The organism is Pseudomonas bohemica (genome assembly GCF_002934685.1).
In the GTDB taxonomy this organism is placed as follows: Bacteria; Pseudomonadota; Gammaproteobacteria; order Pseudomonadales; family Pseudomonadaceae; genus Aquipseudomonas; species Aquipseudomonas bohemica.
In genome coordinates this window covers 58523-85489 of the sequence record NZ_NKHL01000098.1, presented here as the reverse complement: position 1 = coordinate 85489, position 26967 = coordinate 58523, and the positions used below count along the sequence as shown (strand labels likewise).

Genomic DNA, 26967 nt, shown 5'->3' with positions numbered 1-26967 from the left:
TATGCAGCTGTCTCCAGTAGAGTATGAGAAACGCTATTTCCTGAGCTTGGAGAGTGTCTAGAAAATCCGGGGCGATTCACAGTTCCTTACGGGTCTGCTTGCGCTTACCGGCGTACTCGGCGTCGGCGAAGGTCATTTGCTTCATCATCGAAAAGCTCGGCGATTGGTGTTCCGGGATTTTGCCAAATCAGGAAGTCTTTTTCAGAATTTCCCTAAAGAATATTTACTCCGGTTTCATTTGATCCTGGGGCACTGGATTCTTACAGTGGCCTCACCTAATCGAACTTGCACACGCAAGAAGGTTTGTTTCAAATGTTCAAATCCATCGTTATTGCCAGCGCTCTTATTGTTTCTTCCTTGTTGGCGGCGCCTTTTGCAATGGCTGAAGAATCGTCAGCGTTCGTGGCTCGTAATGAAGCCATGCATGCGAACTTCGAGCAGCACGAGGAAGCCCTTGCCGCCAAGGCCAAGGAGCAGGACAAGACTCAGCAAGCCTCGACCTATAACCCTCAAATGGAGAATGCCAAACACACCTGACCCGTACGTTGCTTTAGCGCTGTCGTTCTTTGTTGTGTTCTTGTTGTTGTAACTCTCCGCATCGTTGCTCCCGACGTGGGGCCTCAAAGCTCCAAACTTCAGCCGCTTTCCCTAGCGGCTTTTTTTTGCCTGCGAAAAGTGAAGGCGTATTCAGACTAGTTTGGTATTCGGATAACAACGGCATGCAGTTCAAACAAAGCTCGCTTACGGGAGTGCTGATTTCAGCGACGCCATCGCCGGCAAGCCGGACTGCGACATAGGTGCGTTGCGTCCGAACGCGCTGCATGTGTCTATCTACACACCACGTCGCTCAGGCAAACTGCCAACCCTCTGTAGGAATCAGCTCTAAATGGGGTAGGAATGCGCTTGTTCACTTTGAAAACCGCCTTGATTTGCACTGCGCTGGCCTTTGGGCTGAGCATTACGGGTGCGCACGCTGCAACGGACACCAAGCACCCTGCCAAGTCGTCCAAAACCGCTCACTCCTCCAAATCTTCAAAAGCGGCGCACGCTAAACCCACGGGGCAGAAAGTCTCGATGCTTGGCGGCAAGTTCGTGTTTACCTTGCCCAAGGACTACGTCAAAGGGCCGATGGAGGAGATCGATGACAAAGCCAAGGCCGCTGGCGTCACAGGTTCGCTGTACATGAACAAACCCGCCAAGCGCGTCGTGATCATCACCGAAACACCACTCCCGGACGGCAAGAAAGTCCCATCCAACGACACCGAAACGCTGGATAACATCATTGCCGAAACCCTCGTCCAGCAGCAGTCCAGCTACAAGGATTTCAACAAGCTCGGCGAGAAGAAGATCGTCAGAAAGGGCCTCGGACTGCGCCAACTGGACGTGTCCGGCAGCGTGGATGGCGGCAAGGTGCTGAGCACCACCATCACCGCGGCCTCCGGTACACGCACTGCGATGGTCAACGTGATCTCTCTTGCCAAGGATGCCAAGGCGCATGCGGCGGTGGTGAAGGGCGTGACGGGAAGCAAGTAATGAGTGCTGCTTTTTTGGCTGCGATCGCCGCCCTAAAAGCAGCAGTTATCAAGACTCATCGAAACAACGTCATCACTCCTGCAGTTGCACCTTGACCCCTCCCGAATGTGCGTTGATCGCACTGTACGGCACCACTGACCATTCGGGGCCTTCGCAGGCGCGCATGACGCGGACGAAGTATGGGCCGACCCAGATATGTCTTTCGGTGAAATATCAGGACGGGAAGTCCCAGACCGATTTGTCGGTGCAATCGCAGTCGGCTTCGGTGTAGGTACCTTCACGTCGTCAATTGCACCTTGTAGCATTTACTTTCTGCCCTCCACCGCCATACGCACTGCAAAGCCCAACAACACCGTGCCCATCAACCAGCGCTGGACGTTGGCCCAAGTCGGTTTGGTGGCCAGGAAAACGGCAATCGATCCTGCGGCCATGGCGACCATTGCGTTGACGGTGAGGCTGACGCCGATCTGCACGCTGCCCAGCACCAGCGACTGGCCAAGCACGCTGGCGCCGTTGTGGAGGGTGATGAACTGCGGCAGCAGCGAGAGATAAAGCACCGCAACTTTAGGATTGAACAGGTTGGTCAGCAGGCCCATCAGGAACAATTGACGGTTGCTGTCCTGAGGCAGTTCCTTGATTTGAAACGGCGAGCGGCCGCCCGGTTTGACGGCTTGCCAAGCGAGGTAAAGCAGGTATATGGCACCCGCAATGCGCAGCGTGTCGTAGGCGTATGGTACGGCCATGACCAGCCCGGTGATGCCGAATGCCGCGCAGAGCATGTAGAAGAGGAACCCGATGCCCACGCCGCCGAGGGAGATCAGCCCGGCCTTGCGACCTTGTGAGATAGATCGCGAAATCACGTACATCATGTTCGGCCCAGGGGTCAGAACCATGCCCAGTGAGATAAGGGCAAAGGCGACTAGATTCGAGAGCTCTGGCATCGGAGTTCCTGGCTGGGAATGACGGAAGTGGCCCGCTCGATAGCTATGAAGCGGGGCTGAATCCATTTCAGCCAATTAGCTTCCGCGGCGTCTATAGACAGATTCGGGGAAAAGGGACCGGGACAGATGCGACGCCTGGCGACAGCCGGTGTGGTTTAATGGATCAATAGTGGCAATTGGCTCTTCCCAGCGCCCGACGGGCGAGCGACACTCTACGTCGTTCGTCGTGGCCGATGTTGCAGTCGGGATACTGCGTCATAACCCGGTGAAGAGCTATGAACACCTTACCTCGCAAAGGCCTTTCGTTTGCCAGGCGTATGCATGTGCCGCGCAGCGTCGGGCTGGGTGTCGGCTTTTTTGTTGTAGCTGCCGCTGTATATCCTTCGCACCCGCCTGTGTGGGTATGGGTCGCGATGGTCCTGCACGGCTACGGCTGGCCGCATATCGCCTGGTTAATGGCCAGATCCTCGAAACAACCCTACGCTGCCGAGCGCCGGAATCTGATCTACGACTCGCTGGCCGGGGGATTCTGGGCGGGTGCGATGGGATTCAATCCCTTGCCCACCGTCACGGCCCTGGCGATGATCGCCATGAACAATATCGCCGCAGGCGGCCCACGGCTGTTCGCGCTGGGCAGCCTGGCGCAGGGGGTTGCCGCGTTGGCGGCTTACTGGATCTTTTTGCCGCAACTGTTTCCGGTGCTCACTCAACTGCAGGTTTATGCATGCCTGCCGACGCTGGTGATCTATCCGCTTGCGATCGGCCTGCTGAGCTATCGCGTAGCGTTGCAGCTCTCCCGAAGCAAGAAAGCGCTCGAAAAACTCAGTACCACCGACAGCCTTACCGGCCTGATGAACCACGGTGCCTGGAAAGACCTGCTGGCAACGGAATTCAACAATTGCCGCACGTTCAATCGGCAGAACAGCGCGGCGCTGATTGACATCGATCACTTCAAGACCATCAACGACACGTACGGCCATATCATCGGCGACAACGTGCTCAAGCAACTGAGCGGTATCCTTTCCGCCAGCCTTCGGGAAACCGATCTGGCGGGGCGCTACGGCGGTGACGAATTCTGCGTGATCCTGCCCGATACCACCGTCGCCCAAGCGACCGACATCCTCGAACGCCTGCGCCGTACCGTGCACGCGCACACTCACGCTACTTTCCCCGACCTAAAACTCAGCCTGAGCATCGGCATCGCCGCCTACGGCCCGCACCTCGACGACGCTGGCGCATGGCTGCACGAAGCAGACATGGCGCTTTACGCCGCAAAAAGCACCGGGCGAAACCGAGTGGCCTGGGCGATGCCCGGCTTGAAAGCGTGTGAATCATTGAGTGCGGCGGTTGAGTAAGCTAGCGGCCCATGCGCATGGGGTTTCAAAGAGCGTTAGGATGCCGGATTTTTGCAGGTGTTCGTTGATGATGCCGCGCAGGGTCGTCGGGTGATCCCGGGGAGCGTTGATCTCGGCGGGATTGGATTTCTCGGCGTTTTTGCTTCCTCAGGCGTCGGCCCACTGCCCCGTAATGGGTGCATAGAGAGGTCGTACCCCTCTGCCAAAACACGCTTAATGTAATTTTTCTGCCGCCGTTCGAAATGAGAAAAACGAGCGCCGAGCTCAGCAGCTTCTGAACCCACGTCAGAAAATTTGCACGCCGCCGGGCGAGCCATGCTCGGCGCAGACAGAGTGGGTTCCGGGCCGGCGTCGCTGCGGGCCTGTTCGATCGACATGACGCTGAACAACATCAACGGTCGGGCATAGCCAGCAGACGCGCGGATCGAGGCTGCCGATCTGCGCGGGCGATGGCCGAGGCACAGGCTCGGCGCATCTCGTTCATGACACCGGATCTGCCGGGCGCTGAACCCGCTCGAGCAGATCGACCGGCGACAGCGTTTCCAGCAGCGTCACCACGTCATCGTCGAGGGTCAGGGCGCCGTAGAGTTGTTCCTCCCGATCCAGATGAGCTTGCTGCGCGGCACGGTAACCGTCGGGATAGATGCTTTTCTCGATGGGCAGCAAACGGTCGTAATGTTCCAGTAAACCGCGAAAGACGATGCGCCGTTCCACCACCCCGCGCGTGGTGGCGATCAGCTTGATGAAAAAATTCGCATCGCATTGACGTATCGCCTCGTAAGCGGCGTATCGCTCAACCAGCGTGTAGCCGCCCGATTCGTCGAAGACCACGCAGCACAGCGCTTCGCGACTTCGGCCCTTGAACGGGTTGACCGCCGCGCCTCGGCGATTGCTCTGCGCCAGGGCGTAGGTCACTGCCTGTTCCGCCTCCTGCAGACGTTGGGCCGTCTGGAGTTTTCTGACGCCATCGAGCACTGGCGCCTGCCGGCCCAATTGTTCGATTTCTTCGCCGACCAACGCAAACATGCCGCGCGGGCCGAACCATTGCGTGTGCAACGTATACAGGTGCTCTTTGCTGAAAGCGGCCTGCTCATTCACCAGTTCATGAAAGCGGGTCAGGTCCGGGTGGCCGTCCTGATCGACGAGCATCACTGGCCCTTTCGGCACAGGGTCGCGGTCGCTTGAGTTGCATCCAGTCATTGAGTAGTTCCTTCTTGTTGTTGAATGTTTGGTCTGTGGCCGTTTCGTTGCAATTGGCTCAATCGTCTCTGAGCGCCACCGCTGGGGAGGCTTTCGGCCCGACGCTTGAGGTCATTGAGCAACTGCCGAGGCACCTGTACGTTCACCACACGTCCGTCCAGCTGCGTACTCAGTCGCGACTAAGGCGTGCGCTGCCTGGGACAGGCCGAATTGGGGCCGCTCCCTGACGGTCACGTTGCCAAGGTGAGCCGACGATCGCGGTGCCGCCGCAATAGAAAGTGAAGTCGACAGTATCTATTACGCATACTCGGAGCTGCCCCCGAACATAGTGCTGACTGACACTCCGCGATTCGAACAACGTTGACAAACGATCCTGTGATGTATCGCCCATAACCTTTCCCTGTTAATAGCCCTGCCAGATTTGTTCTTATTGTTCGCCATCGTTTCCTGCACCTGCCAAGGCACGCCCGGAGAGAACTTCCGAACGACCTTTAAACCGAAAGCCACAAAGATAAAGACGTTGCCATTATCCGCCTGTGAATCAACGATACAATCCGTCAGATGTAGGGGGTAATCGCGGTTTTCTCTTGCGCGGCAATGCAACGTGCAATGCCACGAGTTGCGCGCGGTTCTTCACTTCATTCTTCTTCAAGAGCGCTGATACGTGGTCGCGGGCCGTGTAATCACTGATCCCCAGGTGCTGGGCGATATCCTTGTTGGTGTAGCCCAGCAGCACCAGCCTCAGCACTTCCGACTCACGCGGGGTCGTGCGGCTCGCTCGTTTGCGCTTATGCTCTGTTTCCTGCATCGACTTGCAGTGACCTCTGTTGACCGCCTTCCCTGGCATTAAACTACCCATCGGCGATGACAGGTTTTTATTGAGCATAATTTTCAAATTTCTGCACTTTGATACAGCATTCTCATCAAGGTTGATGATTAGTACCCGCAACGGTAATTATTCCTACAAGCTTTGACGATAATTTCCTGACCAAGTTTTACTCATATGGACCGCACATAAAATGGCGCATGCGCAGACAGAATGCTAGTGCATGAATCGGACAGGTCAGTTGTATAGACGGGGACAATAAACGCAGCACTTTATAAATACAATCATTGGTTACAAATGAACTGACCGAGCGTATTAGGGCTGGGTACTGCGTCTTACAGACATGCGCACGACCTGCACTTGAAGAAGCGCAAGTCGCCGACGCTCAGGAAGGAAATGCCTTACGAGATATCAAGACAACGCTTGCTCAAGCAACCCACAGGACAGTGGTCGGTGTCAGGGGCGTGCTGCCAGGACGCCCCCATCATTCAGCGGCCGCAGCGCGCTGGCAGTACGTCGTCGACCTGCATGCCCTTGCGCAGGCCGAAGAACATTGCGGTCAACAGGCCCACAGCGCCCATGATCACGCAATAGCCGACGCACACCCAAGGACTCCACGGCATCAGTGCGATCAGCGCCAGCGGCGTGGTACTCGCCCATAGCGCATAACTGATGTTGTAGGTCAGGGAGATGCCCGACACGCGAATGTTCGCCGGGAATAGCCCGACCATCACCGAAGGCACCACCCCAACGATGCCGCAGGCCAAACCCGCCACCGCATACGCCAGGCCTACCGGCAGCCACTGGATGACCAGACTGGCGTACAACAGGCCGACGCCCAGCGGCAGCAGCAGGCTGTACAGCACCACCCCTCGCCAGGCGCCAATGCGGTCGACCAGCATGCCGGCCAGCACGCAACCGATGTTGAGAAAGACGATGCCAACGCTGCTCAAGGCGAAGGTGTCGCTGGGGGTCATGCCGAACCGCTGTTGCATTACGGTCGGGGTGATCACCACCAACGTCACGACTGCGGAGGTCAGCACGCAGGTCAGCAAGGCGGCTGGCAGCAACGACTGGCGATGTTCCCGCATGACGGCGCGCAGCGGCAACTCGGTCATGCTTTCACGTTGCGCGTGGAGCGCCATGAACACTGGCGTCTCGCTCAACCAGCGACGCAGCCAGACACCGATCACGCCAAATACGCCGCCCAGTAGAAAGGGGATACGCCAGGCAAAGTCGAGAATCTCGGCATGGCTGTAGACCTTGGCCAGCCAGGTCGCGGTCAAGGCGCCAATCAAGTAGCCAAAGGTCAGCCCGGCCTGCAGCACCCCGAGCGTATAGCCGCGATGGCCTTTGGGCGCGTGCTCGGCGACGAACACCCAGGCGCTCGGCACTTCGCCACCCACCGCAGCGCCTTGCAGGATGCGCAGGGCCAGCAGGATCAGCGGTGCCCAGTAGCCGATGTCGGCGTAGGTCGGCATGACGCCAATCAGCAGACACGGCAAGGCCATCATCAGGATGCTGAGGCTGAACACCCGTTTGCGACCGAGTTTGTCGGCGAAGTGGGCCATGAGAATGCCGCCCAGGGGCCGCGCCAGATACCCGGTGACGAAGATTCCGAAGCTCTGCAGCAATCGCAGCCACTCGGGCATTTGCGGCGGGAAGAACAGTTGGCTGAGGGTCAGCGCGAAAAACACGAAGATGATGAAATCGTAAATTTCCAGCGCCCCGCCCAGTGCCGCCAGGCCCAGGGTCTTATAGTCGCCCCGGCTGATCGGTTGTGGACGTGGTCGAAGAATGGCTGTCATGGAAGACCCCATTTGGCAGGTTTAAACGGCAGTTAAGTGCGACAAAGGCGCGCAGGATAACAAAGCTGGCGCAATCAGGGCGCCTGACAGACAACCGGACTTGCGTCACATCACAGGGCATATACGCCGGGGGTCATGCCGAACTGCGCGCTGAACGCATTGATGAAGGTGCTGACACTGTCGTATCCCAGACGCTGGGCCACGCGATTGACGTTGTCGCCGCGGGCCAGCAACTCCAGCGCACGTTTCATTCGCGCGACGATGCGCCATTGCATCAGCGACATGCCGGTTTCTGCACGAAAGTGCCGGGTCAGCCCGCGGCGGGACATGCCTACCCGCCGCGCCCAATCGTCCAGGCTCAGCTTGTTGGCGGGGTCGGCGACGATGGTCAGTGTCATGCCAACCAGATGCGGACTGCTGGGCATCGGCAGGAACAAAGCATTGGCGGGGGAAATCTTCAGTTCGTCGAACAGCACGTCGAGCTGGCGATGCACAGGGGCACTGAGCTCCGCCGCGCCACTGTCCCAAGTGCCGATGCGCTCAAGCAAAGCGCTGGACAGCGGGGTCATGTCGAACACCGTTGGCGTGGTGGGAAACAGCGGACACAGGTCCGGACGCAGGTAGATCATCATCCCCTTGGCGGCTTCATGCACCCGCGCCGCATGGGCCACGCCCGGCGGAATCCAGCCGATGTGGCGGGAGGGAACCACCCAACTGCCAGCGTCCAGTTCAGCCGTGATCACGCCATGCCTGACCGCCCATAACTGCCCTTCGCGGTAACGGTGCAGCACGTCATCGCTGCTCGCCTGCAAGGGCTGCGCATTGATCAGCAGCGCTCGTCCGTCCTGGATACGGCGTTGCAACGGGTACTGTGCTGGCATGGCCCGATTTCCCTGTTGAGTGACCACCCGACGGTAACAAGCCAGAGGGGCACAACGCCAGCGCAAATGTCCAGCCGATTCGAAGCCTCAGGACCTTGCAATCACTAGCGTCAGCAAACGGCGCTGCCCAGGTCGACGGGGAAGATTCAATGCGTTTTTTTGGTGCGATTTCTAACATCAAAAAGGCACGCGATTTTTTGCGTTCTGAAAAGCGACGTCTATGGATATTTCTTGCGCCCTGCTTAACATTTTTTGCACCACAACGCAGCGCCAGAGCAAAAAAGCGCGCCAACGAAATGCATAAAGAGGGTCTTCGGGATCTAATTTAGCCATAGACCCTATCAATCCATTGGTTCCCAAAACGAGCACCTGAACCTGTAGAGGCGCTATTCCGACAAACGGTCGTGGAGGATATACAACAACGCTACGCCCCAGAACAATCGCCACCTTCACACCGGAGAGATTGCTGCCTTAAGAGGTCAGGCGACTGACCAAACGGTCTGAACCGCGATCTATCCAATCGGTCAGCTTTTGCCAATGGCGCAGTCCTTGCCTTGCTGATGGCTCTTTGATGTCCGGCATGAAGGTAATTGCATGACCCTGCGCAGTGATTCAATGCAGCTCTCCCCCGCCGAAAAGCGCTGGTTACCGTGGTTTGGCAAAACCGGAAAATTCGCCATGGCCCGTTCCTGTCGTCTTAACCGGGCCATTTATCCTGTGATCGAACGGACCTTCGAATCCATTGCCGACACCCGTGTGCGTCTGCTGCAGCACTGGGCGCAGGAGTATTGGGATCACTTGGGTGAACTGGCCAGCAGCGTAGAGAAGGAGTTTGCGCACATCAACCCTCGCCAGCTTCAGGAAAAGCGTAAACAGGCGTCAGACTTCTCTGAATTATTCGTGGTCGATGCACACGGCAAGGTGCTCGCCTCGACTTGGGCCGAGCATTGCAATCAGCAAGACCTCAACCCCAGGGCCCTCGCCGAGGGGCTGAAGAAACCTTTTCTGCACGGTCCTTACAGTGACCCGCTGACGTTGAAGATCGGCCCGTCGACCTCGCGCTTTCACGACGAAGTCACGCTGATGTTTTATCAGCCGCTGTTTGCTGAGGGCCTGATCATCGGCTGCCTGTGTGGTCGTGTACCCAACGATGTGCTCGGGGATCTGATTCAGCGTGAAGCCGGCCATGTATATCCCGAATCCGGCGACAACTACTTGTTCATGGTCCGCTCGACCTTCGACCCGACACTGCTTCCGGGCATCGCCCTGTCGCGCTCGCGCTTCGAAGACAACGCCTTCACCCACGGCGAAAACCTCAAGTCCGGGGTAAACACGGCTTGGGGCCCGGTACGCATTCGCCGTCATACCGAGTTGGAACTGCGCTTCATCGACCCGGCGACCCAGGAACTGCACCCCGGCGTACGCGAGACCATTCGCAGCGGCGCCAACTTGTTCGTGACCTATCCGGGCTACTCGGACTACCGGCATATCCCGGTCATCGGCAAGGGCGTGACCCTTCAACTGCCAGGCTCGCCGGATCGCTGGGGCATGATGTGCGAGGCGGATCTTGAAGAGGTCTATCGCCGCCGTTCGCTGAGCTATGGCCTGATGAAGCCCTATCTTGGAACCATGGGCGGTCTGTATGGCTGTAATTATGTGATTCAGCATTACAGCGGGCTCGGTCAACTGGCCAGCGACGGGATTCAGATCCTGAGCATGGCGGCCACCGCCTGGGTGTTCTCCAGGCTGGGCCCGGTGCGTCTGGCCGAGCGCATGAGCGGCATGACCGAAGTCATTCGCACCATTGCCGAGGGTGAAGGCAACCTGCGCCAGCGCCTGGACACCAGCACCATGGTCAACGATGAAACCGGTGATCTGGGACGCTGGATCAATAGCTTCATCGACAACCTCGACGCAGTGGTCGGCCATGTGATTCACGCGTCGCGGACAATGGGCAAGACCAATGAGCTGATGCTCGGCAGCAGTCAGGAAGCAGGCATGACGTCGGCGCAGGTCACCGAGGCGGTGAACCGCATGATGCTGATCGTCGAGGGGCAACTGGGGGAGATCCAGCAGGCGTCCTACACCGCCGAACAGATGAAACTGGCGATGGATGACGTGGTTTCCCGCGCCCGCGAGCAGTTCGAGAATGCCAGGATCGGCACCCAATCGATCCGTGACGTGGTGGAGCGCTCGGCGTCGAGCGTGCAATCGCTGGACGCGAAAATGGCGCAGATCAGCACCATCGTCGGCCTGATCACCAACATCACCAACCAGACCAACCTGCTGGCGCTGAACGCTGCAATCGAGGCGGCGCGCGCCGGTGAACATGGTCGTGGGTTTGCCGTGGTCGCCGATGAAGTGCGCTCGCTGGCGGTGCGCACGGCCAGTGCCGCCGAAGACATCCGGCAAATGGTCGAGGGGCTGCAAGGCGAAACCCAGCAGGCCGTGGCGTTCATGGAAAGCGGCGTGCAGGACGTCGACAATCATCTGCGCACCAGCGTCGATAGCGCCTCGCAAAACGCCCAACTGCATCAGGAAGTCGAGAGCATGATCGGTATCATCGGCAAGCTGAGCGAGCGCAGTCGCGATTACGGACGGACTATCGAGCGCGTGGACGTGGCCTCGGCAGAAATGCAGCAGACCGTCGGCATATTGCAGAGCAGCGCGGAAAACGTGCGGCTCAATGCGAACAAGCTGCAGAAACTGGTGGGGCAGTTCCAGGTAAGCGCGAACGAGCAGAAAGTCGCGCGAGCGGGCTGACGCTACACTTTAACGCAACTTCATTCTCGTGTAGCAGTGCGGTCTGCCGGCGGTGACGATTCCACGGCCGCCACCGCTGGCAAGCCGTGCTGTTACAAAAGATGAGCGTGCATTCTTCTCAAAAACTCACCGTCGCCGACAGCCGCGCTGTCCGTGGCGCGCCGAGGAACAGGTAATCGTCGCCCAGGTATTCGCCGACATCGCGCCAGTAGCGTTTGTCGAACAGGTTGTCGACGGTCAATCGGAACACGGTGTCGTAACCCTCGAGTTTGGTGCTGTAGCGACTGCCGGCGTTGAAGACCGCGTAGTCAGCGACCTTCACCGATCCCTCGCGGTTGGCGTATTTGCTTGAGCTGTATTGCATGCCACCGAGCAACGCGAGCCCCGGAATTGGCAGGCTGTAATCGGCCGACAGGCTAGCGCGCAATTTCGGCACGTTGATCGCCTGATGATCTTCGTAAGCCGCTGTGCCGCTGTCCTCCACCCGCGCCTTGATCGCTGCGACGCTGGCGGCAATCTGCAGTTGCGAGGTCAACCAGCCGTTGGCGCTCAGCTCAAGCCCGGTGTTCTTCTGCTGGCCCTGCTGCACGAACGTGAGGCTGCCATCGTCGTTGGGTCTGGAGTATTGATACGCCTGGCGGGTCTGAAATACGGCGGCCGTGAAGCTCATGCGCCGCCAGTCGTACTTGACCCCGGCCTCGAGCTGGCGCGAGATCGTCGGCGCCAGAATTTCCCCGACGTTGGTGTCGAACACCGACGCCGTGCCGCCCAGCGACAGGCCCTTGCTGTAGCTGGTGTACAGCGAAACGTTATCGACCGGCTTGTAGATCAACGCCGCCTGGGGCAGGAAGATCGAGCGCTGTGTGTGGCGATTATCGCTGCCGTCTTCGTTGTAGGCTTTTTCGTCGAGGCGCACCTGCCGGCCGCCGAGCACGGTTTGCCAATGCTCGTCGAAGCTGATGCGATCGGTGGCGAACAGGCCGTACTGACGACTGTCCAGGCGGCGCTCGGTATGGCCCACGGGCAGATCGGAAGGCGCGAAGGTGTCCGGCGCCCGATTGATGTTGCCCGAACCCACGTATTCGCTGAAATAAGGCCGCGTGTCGACGGTACGGCGCAGCGCGCTGGTGCCGAAGGTCAACTCGTGTTTGAGCCAGCCGGTGTTGAACAGGCCGGTCATCGCGGCCTCGATTTCATCGTTGCGCCGCGTATCGTCGGGGCTGCGGAAGTCGTAGATGTCGTAGCCGCCATCGCTGTTGAAATGACCGGTCACCGGCGTGCTCGAGCAATCGCTCTGGTAATAGCAACCATAGGCGAAGGCGCTGTAGTCATCGATTACCACGCGACTGCGCGAGGCGCTGAGGCTGGCTTTCCAGTCGTCGCTGAAACGGTATTCATAGCGACCGTTCATGTTCAGCGAGTCGATGCCCACTGGGTTGGACCCGCTCTGATAGCCGAGCAACTTGCGCGGCGAGGCGTCATGGGGCAATTCAGTGCCGCCGATCAGCTGATAGCCCGGCACCGAGCGCTGCTCTTTGGTCTGGTACTCGAGGTCCAGTTGCAGGGTCGATTGATCGTTGATGTTCCAGTCGAACGCCAGGGAGGCAAAATCCCGCTGGCCGTCGGCGTGGTCGACATAGGAGCGAATGTCTTCGTGAGCGAAGTTGGCACGCAGGCCGAACTGTTTTTCGCTGCCGAACCAGCCACCGACGTCAGTGGCGATGTAGCGTTCGCCATGCTCATTGGTCGAGACCGTGACCGAGCGCACGTCTTCCGGGCGTTTGGTCTTGTAATTGATCACGCCTGCAGGCTCCGATACACCGCTCTGCAGCCCGGACAAGCCCTTGAGCAACTCGACCTGTTCCTTGTTTTCCAGCGCCACGTTCTGCTCGCCGGTGATGCTGCGACCATTGATGCGATAACTGTTGCCGGCATTCAGGGAAAAACCGCGCACCACGAAGTTTTCGTAGTAACCGACCGGCGCGTAGCTGTCGCCCACCGAGGCGTCGTTGCGCAGCACGTCGCTGAGCAGTTTGGCCTGCTGGTTCTTGAGCATCTGCTCGCTGAACACCGAAATCGACGCGGGGGTATCGCGCAATGGGGTTTCGTTGAAGCTCCCGACCGAGGCGCTTTCGGCCTGGTAGACCGAGGCCCGTTCACCCGACACCTTCACCGCATCCAGCGTAAGTGGCTCGGCTTCCTGTGCGGCCAGCCACGGCGAGGCAAACGCAATACTCAACGGCAACAGGCGGCGTGTGAAGCCTGCTGCGGGTCGGTGTGGGGTGATCATCGAAAATGAAGCTCCAGGGGGGATTTCTTGTCGGCGCATCTTTTACGTTCTGCGCCAATTTTTTACAACCTCGATACATCCTCTATAAACGTATGAAAGCGCTCGAAAGTGAGTCATGCGCTCATCTACACTCGAGCGTTCACGTTGCCAGCTCTTAACCGGGAAAGCCTGTCATGACGCCATCGTTGCTGCTCGCCGTACTCGCCTCAGGCTTTATCTATGCCATTTCACCCGGCCCCGGCGTGCTCGCGGTGTTCGGCATCGGCGCATCGAAGGGGCGTCGTGCCGGGGCGGCCTTTCTCTGCGGGCATCTGCTGGGAGACGTGATTTGGTGCAGCACAGCACTGGCGGCGATCATCGGCGCCAGGGTCATTGGCACCACGGCATTCGACGTGCTGGGCGTCATCAGCGGGCTGTTCCTGTTCTGGCTCGGCTGGCGCGCGATTCGCGCCAAACGCAGCAATGGCGATGAGCCCAAGGCGCCGGGTCGCCATCCTTTCTGGCACGGCATCATGTTCGGTCTGACCAACCCCAAGGCCTATCCCGTGGCAATCGCAACCTTCACCGCGCTGCTGTCCAGCCGTGCCGACATGCTCAACTGGTCGATGCTGCCGCTGCTGATTCTGGTCAGCACCCTGGGCGGGATCGTGGCCTACGGCATCATCGTCGGCGTGGTCGGTGCCCGCCATGTGCGTGCGGTGTACCAACGTCACGAACTGACCATCACACGCCTGTGCGGGGTGATGTTCATCGATTTTGCGATCAATGCGCTGATGCATGCGGTGCCGGGGCTGTTGCCGCGCAGGTCCTGATGTGTGTAACGACTCGATTTCGAGACCGGCGACAACCTGTGGGGGTGCGCTTGCTCACGAAGGCTGACTTTCAGACCATGCACTTAAATGCGCATGTACCGGCCTCGTCGTGAGCAAGCTCACTCCCACAGGTATTCGTGCGTAACCAGAACCGGTGCCTTTTCTCAAAGGCTGACTTTCAGGTCATGTACCTAAATGCGGATGTACCGACCTCTTCGTGAGCAAGCTCACTCCCACAGGTATTCGTGCGTAACCAGAACCAGTGCCTTATCTCAAGGACTGACTTTCAGACCATGCACCTAAATGCGGATGTACCGGCCTCTTCGTGAGCGAGCTCACTCCCACAGGTATTCGTGCGTAACCAGAACCAGCGCCTTATCTCAAAGGCTGACTTTCAGGCCATGTACCTAAATGCGGATGTACCGGCCTCGTCGTGAGCAAGCTCACTCCCACGGGTATTCGTGCGTAACCAGAACCAGTGCCTTATCTCAAAGGCTGACTTTCAGGCCATGCACCTAAATGCGGATGTACCGGCCTCTTCGTGAGCAAGCTCATTTCAACAGGTATTCGTGCAACCAGAACCGATGCCTTCCTCATTCGCGTGCCAACCCGTCATTGCATACGTCAACGCGGCGTTGTGCTGCCACTTCCTCGCCCAGCCATGCCAGAAACGCCTTGACCTGAGCCTGGCGCTCCCTTCCCGGCACGCACACCGCCACATAACACGGGCCGGGCAGGCTGATTTCGGGCCTGTAGGCCACCAGTTCTGCGCGCTGCACGCTGTCCGCCACCAGCACATTGCTCGCCAGCACCAGCCCATGGCCTGCCACGGCCGCACCCAGGGCGTAATGCTCATCGTCGAACTCCCGCATGCGCGCTGTCTCAAGCCAGCCTTCACAACCTGCTGCCTTACACCAGCTTTTCCAATTGATTGGAAACGCACCGGGAATCTGCCAGCGCAGGTCGATCAGTTCGACGCTTGTACTGTCCAGCGACTCCACCAGACCTGGCGCTGCGTAAACGCCGAAACGCTCGTTCATCAGGTCTTGCCGAAACAGACTCGGATCATCGCGACTGACGGTACGAATCGCCAGATCGATGCTGGAATCGCGCAGCAGATCGACCCGTTCGTTGCGCGTGTCGACCCGCACATTGAACTGCGGATATGCCCGATAAAACCCAGCCAACCGAGGAATCAACCAGGTCGCCGCCAAGCCTGGCGTGGTCGACAGGGTCAGCGTCTGTGAAGCAGTTTGCGGGCAGAAACTCTCCAGGCTGTGGCTGATCTCCATCAGCGCGCGATGGGTTTGGCGATACAACCGCTCACCCTCTTGCGTCAGCACCACACCCTGGCCGGAACGCTCGAACAGCATCGCGCCGAGCCAGGCTTCCAGGGTTTTGACCTGATGGGAAATGGCCGCCGGCGTCACTGACAATTCCTCAGCCGCCAACTTGAAACTGCCCAACCGGGCCGCCGCTTCGAAGGTGCGCACCGCGGTGAGCGGAAGATTGGAAAACACGGGCAACTCCCTGCATGAATTGAATTGACGCGGGGACAATTTATCTCATTTTTCAGCGATCAGACGGCCCGGTAGCGTGACCGACATTCGTCCTGCCACCCTCACGGAAATCATCATGCAAGGCACCTCGCAAACCAGCCTTCAAGGCCACAGACGCAAACTGGTTCAAGCCATCCTTTACGAAGTCATCGCCATCGCGGTGCTGTCACCGACCCTTTCGCTGATCTACGACGATGAACTGGCCCACGCGGGCGCGCTGTCGCTGATGCTTTCCGCCAGCGCCCTGGTCTGGAACATGCTCTACAACTACGTATTTGAATACTGGGAGGCGCGGCAGGCGCAGCGCATGCGAACCCTGCGTCGCCGACTGCTGCATTCATTGGGGTTCGAAGGCGGGCTGGTGCTGTTATTGGTGCCGCTGGTGGCGTGGTGGCTGAGCATCTCGTGGTGGGCCGCGCTGGTCACCGATCTGGGATTGTTCGTGTTTTTCTTCTTTTATGCGCTGGTGTTTCAGTGGGCGTTTGATCGGGTGTTCGATGCACCCGTGTCGGCGCGGGAGGGCGTGTCCGGCTGATATCCCGTGCCTCAAAGACAATTGCGGGAGCGCGCTTGCCCGCGAAAACCTCCTGTCAGGTCCAGTTGCGGTAATTGACAGAATGCATTCGCGGGCAAGCGCGCTGCTGTAAAGGGTTTATGCGCCAACGCCCTACTGCGCCAACCCTACTTTCAGCAATTTGCCGTCATCTTCATCCGTCAGCACATACAGGTAACCATCCGGCCCCTGGCGCACATCGCGAATGCGCGAGTTGAGATCGCCGAGCAGGCGCTCTTCATGCACCACCTTGTCGTCCTTGAGTTCCAGACGGATCAGCACCTGCGCTGCCAGCGCGCCGATGAAGATGTTGTGGTCCCACTGCTTGAACTTGTCGGAGTTGTAGAACGCCATGCCGCTGATGGCGGGGGATTTCTTCCAGACGTGGAACGGATTGGTCACGCCTTCGACGATTTCGCCCTTGGATTCGGAGATCGGCTGGCCGTTGTAGTCGATGCCGAACGTGGAAATCGGCCAGCCGTAGTTGGCCCCGCGTTCGATGATGTTGATCTCATCCCCGCCCATCGGGCCGTGTTCGTTGGTCCACAGGGTGCCGGTCCAGGGGTTGAGTGCGGCGCCTTGCTGATTGCGATGGCCATAGCTCCAGATTTCCGGGCGAACGTTTTTCTGCCCGACGAAGGGATTGTCGTTGGGGATCGATCCGTCGGGGTACAGACGCACGATTTTGCCTTGCAGTTTGTCCAGATCCTGTGCGGTGGGCCTGTTGTTGTTTTCGCCCAGAGCGATGAACAGAAAACCGTCGCGGTCGAAGACGATGCGCGAGCCGAAGTGGTTGCCGACCGACAGTTTCGGTTGCTGCTGGAAGATCCGGGTGAAGCCTTCGAGTTTGGTCATGTCCTCCGAGAGCCGCCCACGCCCCGCGGCGGTGCCGCCGGTCTTGCCATCAGCCGCCGCCTCGGCGTAGGTCAGGTAGACCATTCTGTCCTTGGCAAAATCCGGCGACAGCTCGACATCGAGCAGTCCGCCCTGCCCCTGCACCCAGACTTTCGGAACGCCGGAGATCGGCAGCAAGAGTTTGCCGTCACCGTTGATCAGGCGCAGATTGCCGGTGCGCTCGGTCACCAGCATGCCGTGGCCCTCCGGCAAAAACGCCACTGCCCAGGGATGCTGCAGACCGCCCACAACTTCATCCACCGTCAGCGTGCCCTCCTCGCTCTTGTAGGTGGCGGCGGACGCGTGAAGCGAAACGCTGAAAAATGCGCTTGCACAGAAGGTCGCGATCAAGGTCTTGCGGATCATGCTTTTACGCAACATAAGCGATTCCTTTTGCTGGAAAGTTGGCTTCGACAGCTGGCCTGGCGATCTGACCCGAAGAGCTGAATGGGGCTATCGATAAGCGTGTGTTGCCAATTCAATTGCTTCCGCGTTCGTTGCCGCTGGAGGGTCGCGGAGCTGACTGACGTGTAGGGTAGCCGTTGCCGATGCCGCCGTTTTCCAGGGTCGGCGAGCGTTGCGGCGCTGGGTTCAGGTTTGGCCCGCGCGGGGTGGGCGAGATCGATTGCGTGCCTTGGCGGCTATTGGGGTTGGCGCGGCGGATGGCGCCGTTATCGGAATTGTTGTTGCTGCGGTTGGCAGCGCTGGCCGCGGCCAGTTGCTGCGGGGATTGCGCGGCGCTGTCGCCCGCTTGAGCCAGGCTTGTAGTCAACAGGCCGGACAGGGAAAACAGTGCAAGACGTCGCAGAAAGCTGTTCATCATTTACCTCATGGAGATGGGTATGAATGAGTGACGATTCCGGTGTTTGATGGCGACGGAGCGCGTAGGTTCGCGGCGAGGATGGATGAGCAACGCGTAGGACCGTTCACTTTGTTACAAGGATGGTCAAGCGTGCTGCGGCGGAGATCATCACCGCAGATTTCTTGATTGCGGACGAACGACCGAAGGCGCCCGGTCGCCTGCTGCACAAATCTTCCAGACCTTGCGTTAGCCTGTCGATACGCTAAGCAGAGTTCGATAGTGGAATGGCCATAGCACAGCTTGCGCAATGGGGTCCTGAAATCGCTGCTGCCTGCAAGCCGCTACTACGAATAGATGCCTGCAGATATCGATGCGACCCTGCCGCACCCTCACATCAGGAGCCCTCATGCCCGAACGCAACTGGATCGATCTCAAGCAGGACGCTGCGTCCGGCATCGAGACGATGCGCGCACATTTTGAGGGGCATGCGTACGATCCGCATTGGCACGACAGCTATCTGGTGGGCATCACTGAACAGGGTGTGCAGCAATTCAACTGCCGCCGTCAGCGATACAACAGCACGCCGGGCAAGGTGTTCCTGCTCGAGCCCGGTGACATCCACGACGGCCACGCCCCGGAAGCGGGAGGCTTTACCTATCGCACGCTGTATCTGGACCCGCACTGGATGGAGCGTGAATTACGCGCGCAGTTCGAAGAAGCGCCGGACAACGCGCAGCTGAGTTTCGCCGCCACGTTGGCCGATGACACTCGGCTCGCCATCGCCACCGCCAGTGCTTTCGAAGCCATGCACAGCGACGAGATCCGCATCGTGCGCCAGACCGCGCTGGACAATCTGCTCTCGAGCCTGACTAGCCATTTGCACTGGCGCGCACTGATCAATCCCGATCCTCGCCTGCCGCTGGTGGCGCAACGGGCGCGCGACTATCTGCATAGTCACCTGCATCAGGACATCGGTCTCGACGATCTGGCCAGGGTCACCGGTGTCGATCGCTTCCGGTTGAGCCGGGCGTTCAAGGCCGCCTTTGGCTTGGCGCCCCACGCTTACCTGATCCAATTGCGCCTGACCCGCGCCCGTCGCCTGTTGGCCCGCGGCGAACTGCCGGTCAGCGTCGCCGCCGCGTTGGGTTTTGCCGATCAGAGCCATCTGGGCCGGTGGTTTCAACGCGCCTACCGCATGACGCCCGCCGACTACCGCCGGCGTTGCTCAAATCTTCCAGACTGACAGCCCGCGTCCCGCGATGATCGCTGCTTGATCAATCGCTGCCGAGTTGTCCCATGGAAACCTTATTGCCCTTTCTTTTGTTCGCCTTCGTTGCCTCCATCACCCCCGGCCCGACCAACATTCTGGTACTGACCAACAGCTCCCGCCATGGCCTGCTGCGCACCTTGCCGATCGTGCTGGGCGCCTGTGCAGGTGCGGCGTCGCTGGTGCTGATGGTCGGCACTGGCCTGGGCGATGTACTGGCTCGGCACCTGCAAGTGCAGGCGGTGATGGGCTGGGTCGGCATCGCCTGGTTGACCTGGCTGGGGTGGCAGATATTCAGTGCCCCTGCCGAAGCCATGGACGCGGAAAAAACCGCCAGCGGGCCGCGCCTGGGGCTGTGGGGCGCGGCAGGCCTGCAACTGGTCAATCCGAAAACCTGGATGATGGCGCTGGCCGTGGTCAGTGTGTTTGCCGGCACTGACGGCGATCGCATGCTGCGGGTGATGTGGTTGTCGCTGGCGTTCTTTCTGGTGTCGATCCCGTGCATGAGCGCCTGGGCCTGGCTGGGTGTCAGTGCGGCCAGGTTCTGCCGTTCGGCGCAGAGCATGAAGCGGTTCAATCAAGCGATGGCGCTGTTGTTGGTAATCTCGGCGTGGTTGACGTTGGTGGTGTGATTTAATGCCGTTTTCCAACGCCGCCCCCGGACACTGCCATGCCCCCTTTCTACGATGCGCGCGGCAATATCTACGCCGTGATGTCCCCTGACGCCCTGCGTGCGCTGGGTGTGAACGTGCCGCAATCCGCTGCCGATGCTGCGCTCGCTCGTCGCAGCTGGGCCCCTCGAGCGGTCGCCCAGATCTGCGGCTGGCCCGAGGGCGAGCGTCCCGCGGGCAGCAAGCCGCACCGCTCGGATGGTTTGCTGGTGGGCCCTTTTCAGCAAGCGGCGCCGTTCGACGTGCTGATCGTCAACACCGACGGCACCCTGGCCGAACGCAGTGGCAACGGACTGACGATCTTTTCGCAGTCGCTGGCTGACACCGGTCGCACGCCGAAAGACGGGGTCTTTGTGCTGAATGTGCATCACGATCATGAAGATTCGGCCAGCCCCTCGCCCACCGAAGTGCTGCCTGCGGTAATCGACTGTGTTTCAGGATTCTGGCTGGACATCGGCACACCGGGTTTCGGCGCGGTGGCGGTCGGCGCGAAGGGCGCGGGGCTTGGCGAGGCAGTCATCAATGACACTCCGGCCAATCGGGTCGCGCGCCTGGCCGAGTTGCATCCCGACTGGCAGACCAGCGTGTTTGTCAGGGTCGGCAATCCGCACTGCGTCACGCTGGTGGCCGACGCCGCTTCACTACCGGGTTTCGAAGAACTGCACGAAACTCCCCTCAACGAGGCGCTGACTCGCATCGCCTTTGCCGCCGGCGAGTTCGGTGAAGGCGACCCTTGCCCGGCCGGCATCAACCTGCAATGGGCTGCGCGAGTCGCACCGAACAGGATCATGGCACGGGTATTCGAACGCGGCGAGGGGCCCACCGCTTCTTCCGGCACAAGCGCCAGTGCCGTCGCTTCAGCCGCCTGGCTCTGCGGCTGGGTCGAGGCTGGCACAGTGGAAGTGGTCATGCCAGGCGGCACCGCTCCGGTGCGCCTGATCGAGCAAGAGGGCCAGCTCAAGCAGGTCCAGCTATTCGGCCAGGCCCGCCTTCGGCGCTGAGGCGCAGCAGTCTTCGCCGAAGGCAGAGCGGGTCACCCGGGGCGATCTGTGAGATTCCACGCACTCGAATATGAAATTGCCACGATATGGATTGCATCCGTCCTGCCCTTGGCTACGCTCTGAAGTTACGCGTTAAGCAGCCCAGCCGCGGGCTGCATCAGTCATCGAGCATGGACGTCCGGCACCGAATAGGGAGCGCCCCCCCGCTTATCCTGCAAACCTGCAACCGTTGATCGGTTCGATCGTCATCAGACGACCGGCCTACATCTGTTTCAACGCCCTGGACTCTCTCTATCCGGCACCTTTCAGCCACTTTCTATACCGCTCACCGCCCAATGATGTCATACAGCCATGACTCATGCTACGGTTTCTCAGGTCGATTGTCGTTTCAGCCAATCATGGAAAACGGTCACGGTGACCGGTCTCGTATTTATTCGAGGTAGGTGGCAAATGTTCAATTCAGTCCGCAAGGCCGTCGAGGCCGAGTTGCAGATATCCACCGCTGCGCTGTGCCAGTCGAACGCCAAACTGGCGGCGATCGGTCGCTCCATGGCGATAATCGAATTCACGCCGGAAGGCATCATTCTCGACGCCAATGAGAACTTCTGCCTGACCATGGGCTATCAACCTGGGGATTTGGTGGGCAAGCATCACCGGATCTTCTGCGAAAAGACATTCTGCGACAGTGAAGCCTACAGCAAGTTGTGGCGCGACCTGGCCCGTGGCGAACCGCTGTGCGGCACGTTCGTGCGTCTGGACAAATCCGGCCGCGAAATATGGCTGGAAGCGAGTTACATGCCGGTTTATGACACCGAAGGCAGGGTCCAGAGCGTGATCAAGGTCGCTGCCGACATCACTGAACGCGCGCACAAGGACCATGAGAACCAGAGCATGCTCCGCGCCATCAGCCGCTCCATGGCGATGATCGAGTTCTCCCCTGACGGTCGCGTCATCGACGCCAACGAAAATTTTCTCAAGACCATGCATTACTCGCTTGCCGAGGTTGTGGGCCAACACCACAGCATGTTCTGCACCCACGCCGAGGTGGAATCCCCGGCGTACAAGGCGTTCTGGAGCTCGCTCAATCGCGGCGAATATCACTCTCACCGCTTCGAGCGGGTGAACAAGCACGGTCAGACGGTCTATCTGGAAGCCACCTACAACCCGCTGTTCGACGCCAAGGGTAGGCTCTATAAAGTGGTGAAATTCGCCAGCGACATCACCGAGCAAGTCACCGTGCAACGCAATGCCGCCACCACCGCTCATGACACGTCGGTGCGTACCGACGCCTGTGCGCAGAAGGGCTCGGCCGTGGTGCAGCAGACGGTGGAGGTGATCGAGCAGATCTCCCATGACCTCAACGAAGCGGCCCACAGCATCGATGCGGTGAACAAGCAGTCGGAAATCATCGCCACCATCGTCCAGACCATTCGCGGGATTGCCGATCAGACCAACCTGCTGGCTCTCAACGCAGCGATCGAAGCGGCGCGCGCAGGAGAACATGGGCGCGGATTTGCGGTGGTAGCCGATGAGGTCCGGGGCCTGGCGGCGAGGACCAGCCAGGCGACGATCGAGATCGTCGATGTGGTGAGGCAGAACAACGAATTGGCCAAAAGTGCGGTGTCGAGCATGCAATCGAGCCTGAGCCGAACGGGTACCGGGGTAGAACTGGCCAACGAGGCCGGGGAAGTGATTCTGGAGATTCAACAAGGCTCGCGCCATGTGGTGGATGCGATCAGCCAGTTCAATTCGACGTTGCGGCTCGATTGAATTGCTGACCGGTGGCATCTGGCAATGTGATGTGTAGCCGCACGGCTTGCCGGCGCTAGCGCTTCGAGGACGCCACCGCCGGCACGCCATACCGCTGGAAGTTGCGTGCGGCCTAAGAAACCTACTCGCCGATATCCTCATTCCATAGCTCAGGCTTGTCGGCAATGAACTGCTTCATCAGCCCGACACAGGTTGCGTTGTGCACCACGTCCACCTGCACGCCACGGGAGCGCAGAAGTTCTTCTTCGCCCATGAACGTCTGGTTTTCGCCGACGATCACTTTACCAATGCCATACAGCAGGATCGCCCCGCTGCACATCGCGCAGGGCGACAAGGTGGTGTAGAGCGTAGCCTCGCGATAAACCCTGGCAGGTTGACGTCCGGCGTTTTCGAAGGCGTCCATCTCGCCATGCTTGATCGCGCTACCTTCCTGAACTCGGCGGTTATGGCCGCGGCCGATGATCTTGCCGTCGTGGACGATCACCGAGCCGATCGGAATACCGCCCTCCTCCAGCCCCTTTTGCGCCTCGTCGATGGCCGCCTGCATGAATGAGTCCATGTTTATCCCTTCCCCGTCTGAATCAAAAAGAATGCGCCAGGCCTTTTTTCGCAAAAGGCCCGAAAGCTCAAGGCTTGGCTTTTTTCAGCGCGTTGTCCAGCGCGGTCGACACATAAACCTTCAGCAACTCGCTGGAGCGGCCTTTCATGTCCAGGCCGACATCGCGTTGCTTGGCGCGGAATTTATTGGCGATGTCCGGCGGTGGGTCGCCGACGTCGAGGGCCGTCAGCTCTTCGGGTGAGAACGACGCCGCATAGGCGGCAGCGAGGTTTCGATCCCACTCTTGCTGGTACTGCGGCTGCAGATATTGCAATTCGTCCTGCACGATTTCCTGGGCCTTGGTGCGCCCCACCGTTTCGACAATGGTGGCGAAGGTCACAGTGCGCGATGCCACCTGATACCCCAGCCAGCCGAGACCCTCACCCAGATGCCGGTCCTGCACGAAAGCCAGCGCACTGGACGGGGCGGAGTGCAACGGAGTCGTTGCAGGTGCCGATTCCCCCGCCAGCGCAACATTAGGCGCTTGAATCAACAGCCCCAACAGGGCGACCTTACCTAGAATCGTCAAGGCAGTTGATCTGCTATATCCCATGTCCTCTCCCGGCGACTTTTATGTGTGTGATCAACGGTGACGCTGGCAGCCAAGCAATGGTTTGCCAGCCGGCCAGACTCACGTCAACGCGGCGTCAACCCGGCGTTCAGGATTCAGACCGCGGAATCCGGGCAAGGTTGAGGTGCAGTGGGGGTAGCGCGGGAGGGAAGCGGAATAATTCTCACAGGATAAGTACGTCTCACTCTGTAGCAGCGCGGCTAATCCGCGGCAGCGGCTTCAAGACCGCCGCTGCCGGCAAGCCGGGCTGCTACGAGGGATCAGCGGTCAATGTTCGAGCCTGGCTCAAAGACCCGCCGTCACCTTCTTCGCCACCTCGGCTGGCACCCACGGCGTCCAGACTTCGGGATGATTCTTGAGGAATGTTTTGGCAACGGCATCGGGCTCCAGGCGTTTTTCGCTCATCTCACCCAGCGTCTGGTTCAGTTGATCGATCGGCAGGTCGACCTTCTCGAAGAAGCTCACCAGGTCCGGGTACTGCTTATGGAAAGGCTCGGACACACCGATGGCCAGGTGTGCCGCCAGCGAGCTGGAACCGATGGGGTTAGGGTTATTGGCATCGGCAAGCGTTTTCCAGGCCGCTTCGTTGAATGGCGGTTCTTCGAGTTTGATCAGTTTGAAACGACCCAGTAACGGCGTTGGCGACCAGTAGTAGAACAACACCGGCTTGCCGCGACGGATAGACGAAGCCACTTCCGCGTCCAGCGCAGCGCCGGAGCCGGTGCGGAAATTCACATAACTGTCGTTGAGCTTGTAGGCCTTGAGCTTTTGCGTGTTGACGATTTCGGACGTCCAGCCGGTCGGGCTATTGAGGAAGCGACCTTTGTCAGGGGACTCCGGATCCTTGAACACGTCTTTGTATTTGGGCAGGTCGGACACCGACTTCAGGTCCGGCGCCAGCGGCTTGATGCCTTTCTCCGGATCACCCTTGATCACGAATTCCGGTACCCACCAGCCTTCGGTCGCGCCTTTGACGATGTCGCCCAGGCCATAAACCTTGCCCTCGGCTTGCGCCTTGACCCACGCCGGGCTGCGTCCGGCCCACTCTTCACCGATCACTTGAATGTCATTCTTGGCCAGCGCCGCCTCGAGGCTCACCGTGCTGCCCGGCAGTTTGTCGGTCGGATAGCCGTAGCCCTTCTCGACGATGGTGCGCAGGATTTCGGTGATCAGGCTGCCGCTTTCCCAGGTGATGTCACCAAAATGGATCGGCGCGGTCTTTTCCGCGCTGTGGGCAGACTGAGTCAGTACCGCCAGCGCCAGCAGCGAGCCGCCCAGCAGGTGTTTGATCGATGTCATTGTTGTCTCTCGCAGTTGTCGGCTCGGGAATAGATACGGCTCAGTAGGGTTTAGCACAGCACACGCTTCATTCCAGACAAGCGCGCAGGCAACAGGTTTCGGCTTTTTCCATGTAGTCACTGACCGAGCGCGAGGAGATGCCCAGTTGGGTGGCGATTTCGGGATAGGTCAGACCGGCGCTGCGCGACAGCATGAAGGTCGTTTTGACCTTGGGCGGCAGGCGATTGAGACGGTGATCGATGCGGTCCAGGGTCTGCAGGGTGGCGGCAAGGCTTTCCGGGGAGGGCACGTGGGCGTCCTCTTCGAATATCAGCCCGTCCAGATAATCCCGCTCCCGGTCCCGGCGACGCCAGCGCTGGTAGATCAGCCGCTGCGCGATGGTCGTCAGCAACGCTCGGGGCTCGCGAATCGGCACCACATTGGGTGAGGACAGCAGTTGCACAAAGGTTTCCGAGGCAATGTCTTCGGCACTTTCCGGCCCATCCAGATGACGCCGCAGGCGGTCACACAGCCAAGCGTAATGGCGCTGGAAAAGCTCGCTGAGGTATTGGCGATGGGACAGATCGACGCCAGACATAAGAATTCCCTTGGCATGAATTATTGTTCTGCCCGGTGAGTGGGTAGCACCATGCTAACAAGGGTTTTTATGCATTAATAATACTTAAAAGTGATTTTTATAAACCTTTAAAGAATATAGGAAGATTTCGGCATAGGCGCGCGCTTGCTCGCGATTGGGCGTATCAGTCAACAATCACAGCACGGACAACCAGCCATCGCGGGCAAGGGCGCGCCTACAATATTGCTAAACCCAACTCCTGTGCTTGAGCCTGGTAATCCAGCAAAACCTGATAATCCTCCTCGCTCGCTGGCAACACCTCGCCAATGGCGAGCACTTGCGCGACCTCCGGCAACTCCTTCAGGGCCTGATTCATCGCTTGACGAATACGCTCCCCGTCTGCGCCCAATCGCGTGATATACGGCAGACACGGCCCGTTCGCCGTGCGGCCAATCACCTTCAACCCGGCCACCTCATCACCGTGGTCCCGTGCCAGATAATCGAAGGTCACGCTGTCGATCGCCGCCAGATCCCCTCGCCCTTTCTTGAGCGCCGCCAGGCTATTGCGATGCCCGCCGGTCAGCGACACCTGCGCAAAGAAACGTCCGTTCCGCTGCAAAGGCGCCAGCGCATGACGAAACAGGTTCATGCCGGAATTGGAATCCTGAGAGTTGAGCAGGCCGTGGCTGCCACGAAAGTCTTCAAGCTGTTGACGCGGGTCGTCGGCCCGCGCCACCAGCACGCTGCAATGATTGCCGTGCGCGCTGTTGGGCAACTGATAGACCGGACGCCCGACTACCTGCACCTTGCCGCGCAGCAGCGTCATCAGCGGATAGCCGCACGTCTGAGTCAGCAGCAGCCTTGGGGAGAGCCATAGCCGTTCAAGGTCCGGCGGTTGCGCATCCAGACGCTCTGCGCCGAGCAGTTCAAGCACGCGGCCGAGCCATTGCTCCTGGGCCACACGCACTCGCTCGGGGGCGAGGTACATCAGTAATTCAGCCAAACCCTGAGCCATGT

The 26967-nt window shown here is 59.5% G+C and carries 24 protein-coding genes and 1 pseudogene; 11 read left to right on the top strand and 14 right to left on the bottom strand.

The features are described from left to right. Positions 1-312: 312 nt before the first annotated feature. Together CE491_RS09220 and CE491_RS09215 are read left to right on the top strand one after the other, a co-directional pair. Positions 313-537, top strand: a complete 225-nt coding sequence (locus tag CE491_RS09220) for a hypothetical protein (protein ID WP_110948045.1) — start codon at positions 313-315, stop codon at positions 535-537. A gap of 360 nt (positions 538-897) precedes the next feature. Then, positions 898-1533, top strand: coding sequence for a DcrB/PsbP domain-containing protein (locus CE491_RS09215; protein WP_110948044.1), 636 nt, complete (start codon positions 898-900; stop codon positions 1531-1533). A 305-nt stretch (positions 1534-1838) separates the two neighbouring features. Here the strand turns inward: CE491_RS09215 and CE491_RS09210 are convergent, their stop codons facing one another. Further along, on the bottom strand, positions 1839-2474 hold the full coding sequence (locus tag CE491_RS09210; protein WP_110948043.1) for a LysE family translocator: 636 nt from the start codon (positions 2472-2474) through the stop codon (positions 1839-1841). Between the two features lie 275 nt (positions 2475-2749). On the opposite strand from CE491_RS09210, the gene CE491_RS09205 reads away from it, so the two are divergent. Beyond that, entirely contained in the window at positions 2750-3829 is a 1080-nt protein-coding gene (locus tag CE491_RS09205; RefSeq protein WP_110948042.1) for a diguanylate cyclase, read from the top strand. Between the two features lie 480 nt (positions 3830-4309). On the opposite strand, the gene CE491_RS09200 is transcribed toward CE491_RS09205, so the two are convergent. The 4 genes from CE491_RS09200 to CE491_RS09185 form a co-directional block, all read right to left on the bottom strand. Continuing rightward, positions 4310-5029, bottom strand: coding sequence for a hypothetical protein (locus CE491_RS09200; RefSeq protein WP_110948041.1), 720 nt, complete (start codon positions 5027-5029; stop codon positions 4310-4312). Between the two features lie 541 nt (positions 5030-5570). After that, a complete protein-coding gene (locus CE491_RS09195; protein WP_407681337.1) occupies positions 5571-5978 on the bottom strand; it encodes a helix-turn-helix domain-containing protein in 408 nt (135 codons plus the stop codon). A gap of 365 nt (positions 5979-6343) precedes the next feature. After that, positions 6344-7663: an MFS transporter gene (locus CE491_RS09190; protein ID WP_110948040.1), complete on the bottom strand. Its 1320-nt coding sequence runs from the start codon at positions 7661-7663 to the stop codon at positions 6344-6346. A 110-nt stretch (positions 7664-7773) separates the two neighbouring features. Then, positions 7774-8544: a helix-turn-helix transcriptional regulator gene (locus CE491_RS09185; protein ID WP_110948039.1), complete on the bottom strand. Its 771-nt coding sequence runs from the start codon at positions 8542-8544 to the stop codon at positions 7774-7776. A gap of 594 nt (positions 8545-9138) precedes the next feature. Here CE491_RS09185 and CE491_RS09180 point away from each other — a divergent pair. After that, positions 9139-11307, top strand: a complete 2169-nt coding sequence (locus tag CE491_RS09180) for a methyl-accepting chemotaxis protein (RefSeq protein ID WP_110948038.1) — start codon at positions 9139-9141, stop codon at positions 11305-11307. Positions 11308-11425: 118 nt separating this feature from the next. On the opposite strand, the gene CE491_RS09175 is transcribed toward CE491_RS09180, so the two are convergent. Continuing rightward, positions 11426-13597, bottom strand: coding sequence for a TonB-dependent siderophore receptor (locus tag CE491_RS09175; RefSeq protein ID WP_110948037.1), 2172 nt, complete (start codon positions 13595-13597; stop codon positions 11426-11428). 173 nt (positions 13598-13770) lie between these two features. Here CE491_RS09175 and CE491_RS09170 point away from each other — a divergent pair, with 173 nt between their 5' ends. Beyond that, positions 13771-14409 (top strand): LysE family translocator, encoded by a 639-nt coding sequence (locus tag CE491_RS09170; RefSeq protein ID WP_110948036.1) that lies wholly within the window; start codon positions 13771-13773, stop codon positions 14407-14409. 593 nt (positions 14410-15002) lie between these two features. Here CE491_RS09170 and CE491_RS09165 read toward each other — a convergent pair. Continuing rightward, the gene (locus CE491_RS09165) at positions 15003-15929 is read right to left on the bottom strand and encodes a LysR substrate-binding domain-containing protein (protein WP_110948035.1); all 927 of its coding nucleotides are present in this window, start codon (positions 15927-15929) and stop codon (positions 15003-15005) included. A 115-nt stretch (positions 15930-16044) separates the two neighbouring features. Here CE491_RS09165 and CE491_RS09160 point away from each other — a divergent pair, with 115 nt between their 5' ends. Then, on the top strand, positions 16045-16503 hold the full coding sequence (locus CE491_RS09160) for a PACE efflux transporter (protein WP_110948034.1): 459 nt from the start codon (positions 16045-16047) through the stop codon (positions 16501-16503). Between the two features lie 132 nt (positions 16504-16635). Here CE491_RS09160 and CE491_RS09155 read toward each other — a convergent pair whose 3' ends face one another. Both CE491_RS09155 and CE491_RS09150 read right to left on the bottom strand, forming a co-directional pair. Beyond that, on the bottom strand, positions 16636-17781 hold the full coding sequence (locus CE491_RS09155; RefSeq protein WP_110948052.1) for a PQQ-dependent sugar dehydrogenase: 1146 nt from the start codon (positions 17779-17781) through the stop codon (positions 16636-16638). A 112-nt stretch (positions 17782-17893) separates the two neighbouring features. After that, positions 17894-18235 (bottom strand): hypothetical protein, encoded by a 342-nt coding sequence (locus CE491_RS09150; protein ID WP_110948033.1) that lies wholly within the window; start codon positions 18233-18235, stop codon positions 17894-17896. A 388-nt stretch (positions 18236-18623) separates the two neighbouring features. Here CE491_RS09150 and CE491_RS09145 point away from each other — a divergent pair, with 388 nt between their 5' ends. The 5 genes and pseudogenes from CE491_RS09145 (at position 18624) to CE491_RS31225 (ending at position 22926) form a co-directional block, all read left to right on the top strand. Beyond that, positions 18624-19460 carry an AraC family transcriptional regulator gene (locus tag CE491_RS09145; protein WP_110948032.1) on the top strand — a complete coding sequence of 279 codons (837 nt, stop codon included), beginning with the start codon at positions 18624-18626 and terminating at the stop codon, positions 19458-19460. Positions 19461-19513: 53 nt separating this feature from the next. Continuing rightward, complete coding sequence (locus CE491_RS09140; protein WP_110948031.1) at positions 19514-20116, top strand: LysE family translocator; 603 nt, start codon at positions 19514-19516, stop codon at positions 20114-20116. Between the two features lie 38 nt (positions 20117-20154). Further along, complete coding sequence (locus CE491_RS09135; protein WP_110948030.1) at positions 20155-21156, top strand: diaminopimelate epimerase; 1002 nt, start codon at positions 20155-20157, stop codon at positions 21154-21156. A gap of 351 nt (positions 21157-21507) precedes the next feature. Continuing rightward, positions 21508-22392: pseudogene (locus CE491_RS31230) on the top strand (PAS domain-containing protein); the annotation flags it as partial. After that, positions 22393-22926, top strand: coding sequence for a methyl-accepting chemotaxis protein (locus CE491_RS31225; RefSeq protein ID WP_267894476.1), 534 nt, complete (start codon positions 22393-22395; stop codon positions 22924-22926). Between the two features lie 121 nt (positions 22927-23047). On the opposite strand, the gene CE491_RS09125 is transcribed toward CE491_RS31225, so the two are convergent. From CE491_RS09125 to CE491_RS09105, 5 genes are all read right to left on the bottom strand, one after another. Further along, positions 23048-23485 (bottom strand): nucleoside deaminase, encoded by a 438-nt coding sequence (locus tag CE491_RS09125; protein WP_110948028.1) that lies wholly within the window; start codon positions 23483-23485, stop codon positions 23048-23050. A 67-nt stretch (positions 23486-23552) separates the two neighbouring features. Then, positions 23553-24077 carry a hypothetical protein gene (locus tag CE491_RS09120; RefSeq protein ID WP_199885037.1) on the bottom strand — a complete coding sequence of 175 codons (525 nt, stop codon included), beginning with the start codon at positions 24075-24077 and terminating at the stop codon, positions 23553-23555. 303 nt (positions 24078-24380) lie between these two features. Next, on the bottom strand, positions 24381-25394 hold the full coding sequence (locus tag CE491_RS09115; RefSeq protein WP_110948026.1) for an ABC transporter substrate-binding protein: 1014 nt from the start codon (positions 25392-25394) through the stop codon (positions 24381-24383). A gap of 67 nt (positions 25395-25461) precedes the next feature. After that, positions 25462-25971, bottom strand: a complete 510-nt coding sequence (locus CE491_RS09110) for a sigma-70 family RNA polymerase sigma factor (protein WP_110948025.1) — start codon at positions 25969-25971, stop codon at positions 25462-25464. Between the two features lie 214 nt (positions 25972-26185). Next, positions 26186-26965, bottom strand: a complete 780-nt coding sequence (locus tag CE491_RS09105) for a phosphate/phosphite/phosphonate ABC transporter substrate-binding protein (protein WP_110948024.1) — start codon at positions 26963-26965, stop codon at positions 26186-26188. Positions 26966-26967 lie beyond the last annotated feature (2 nt).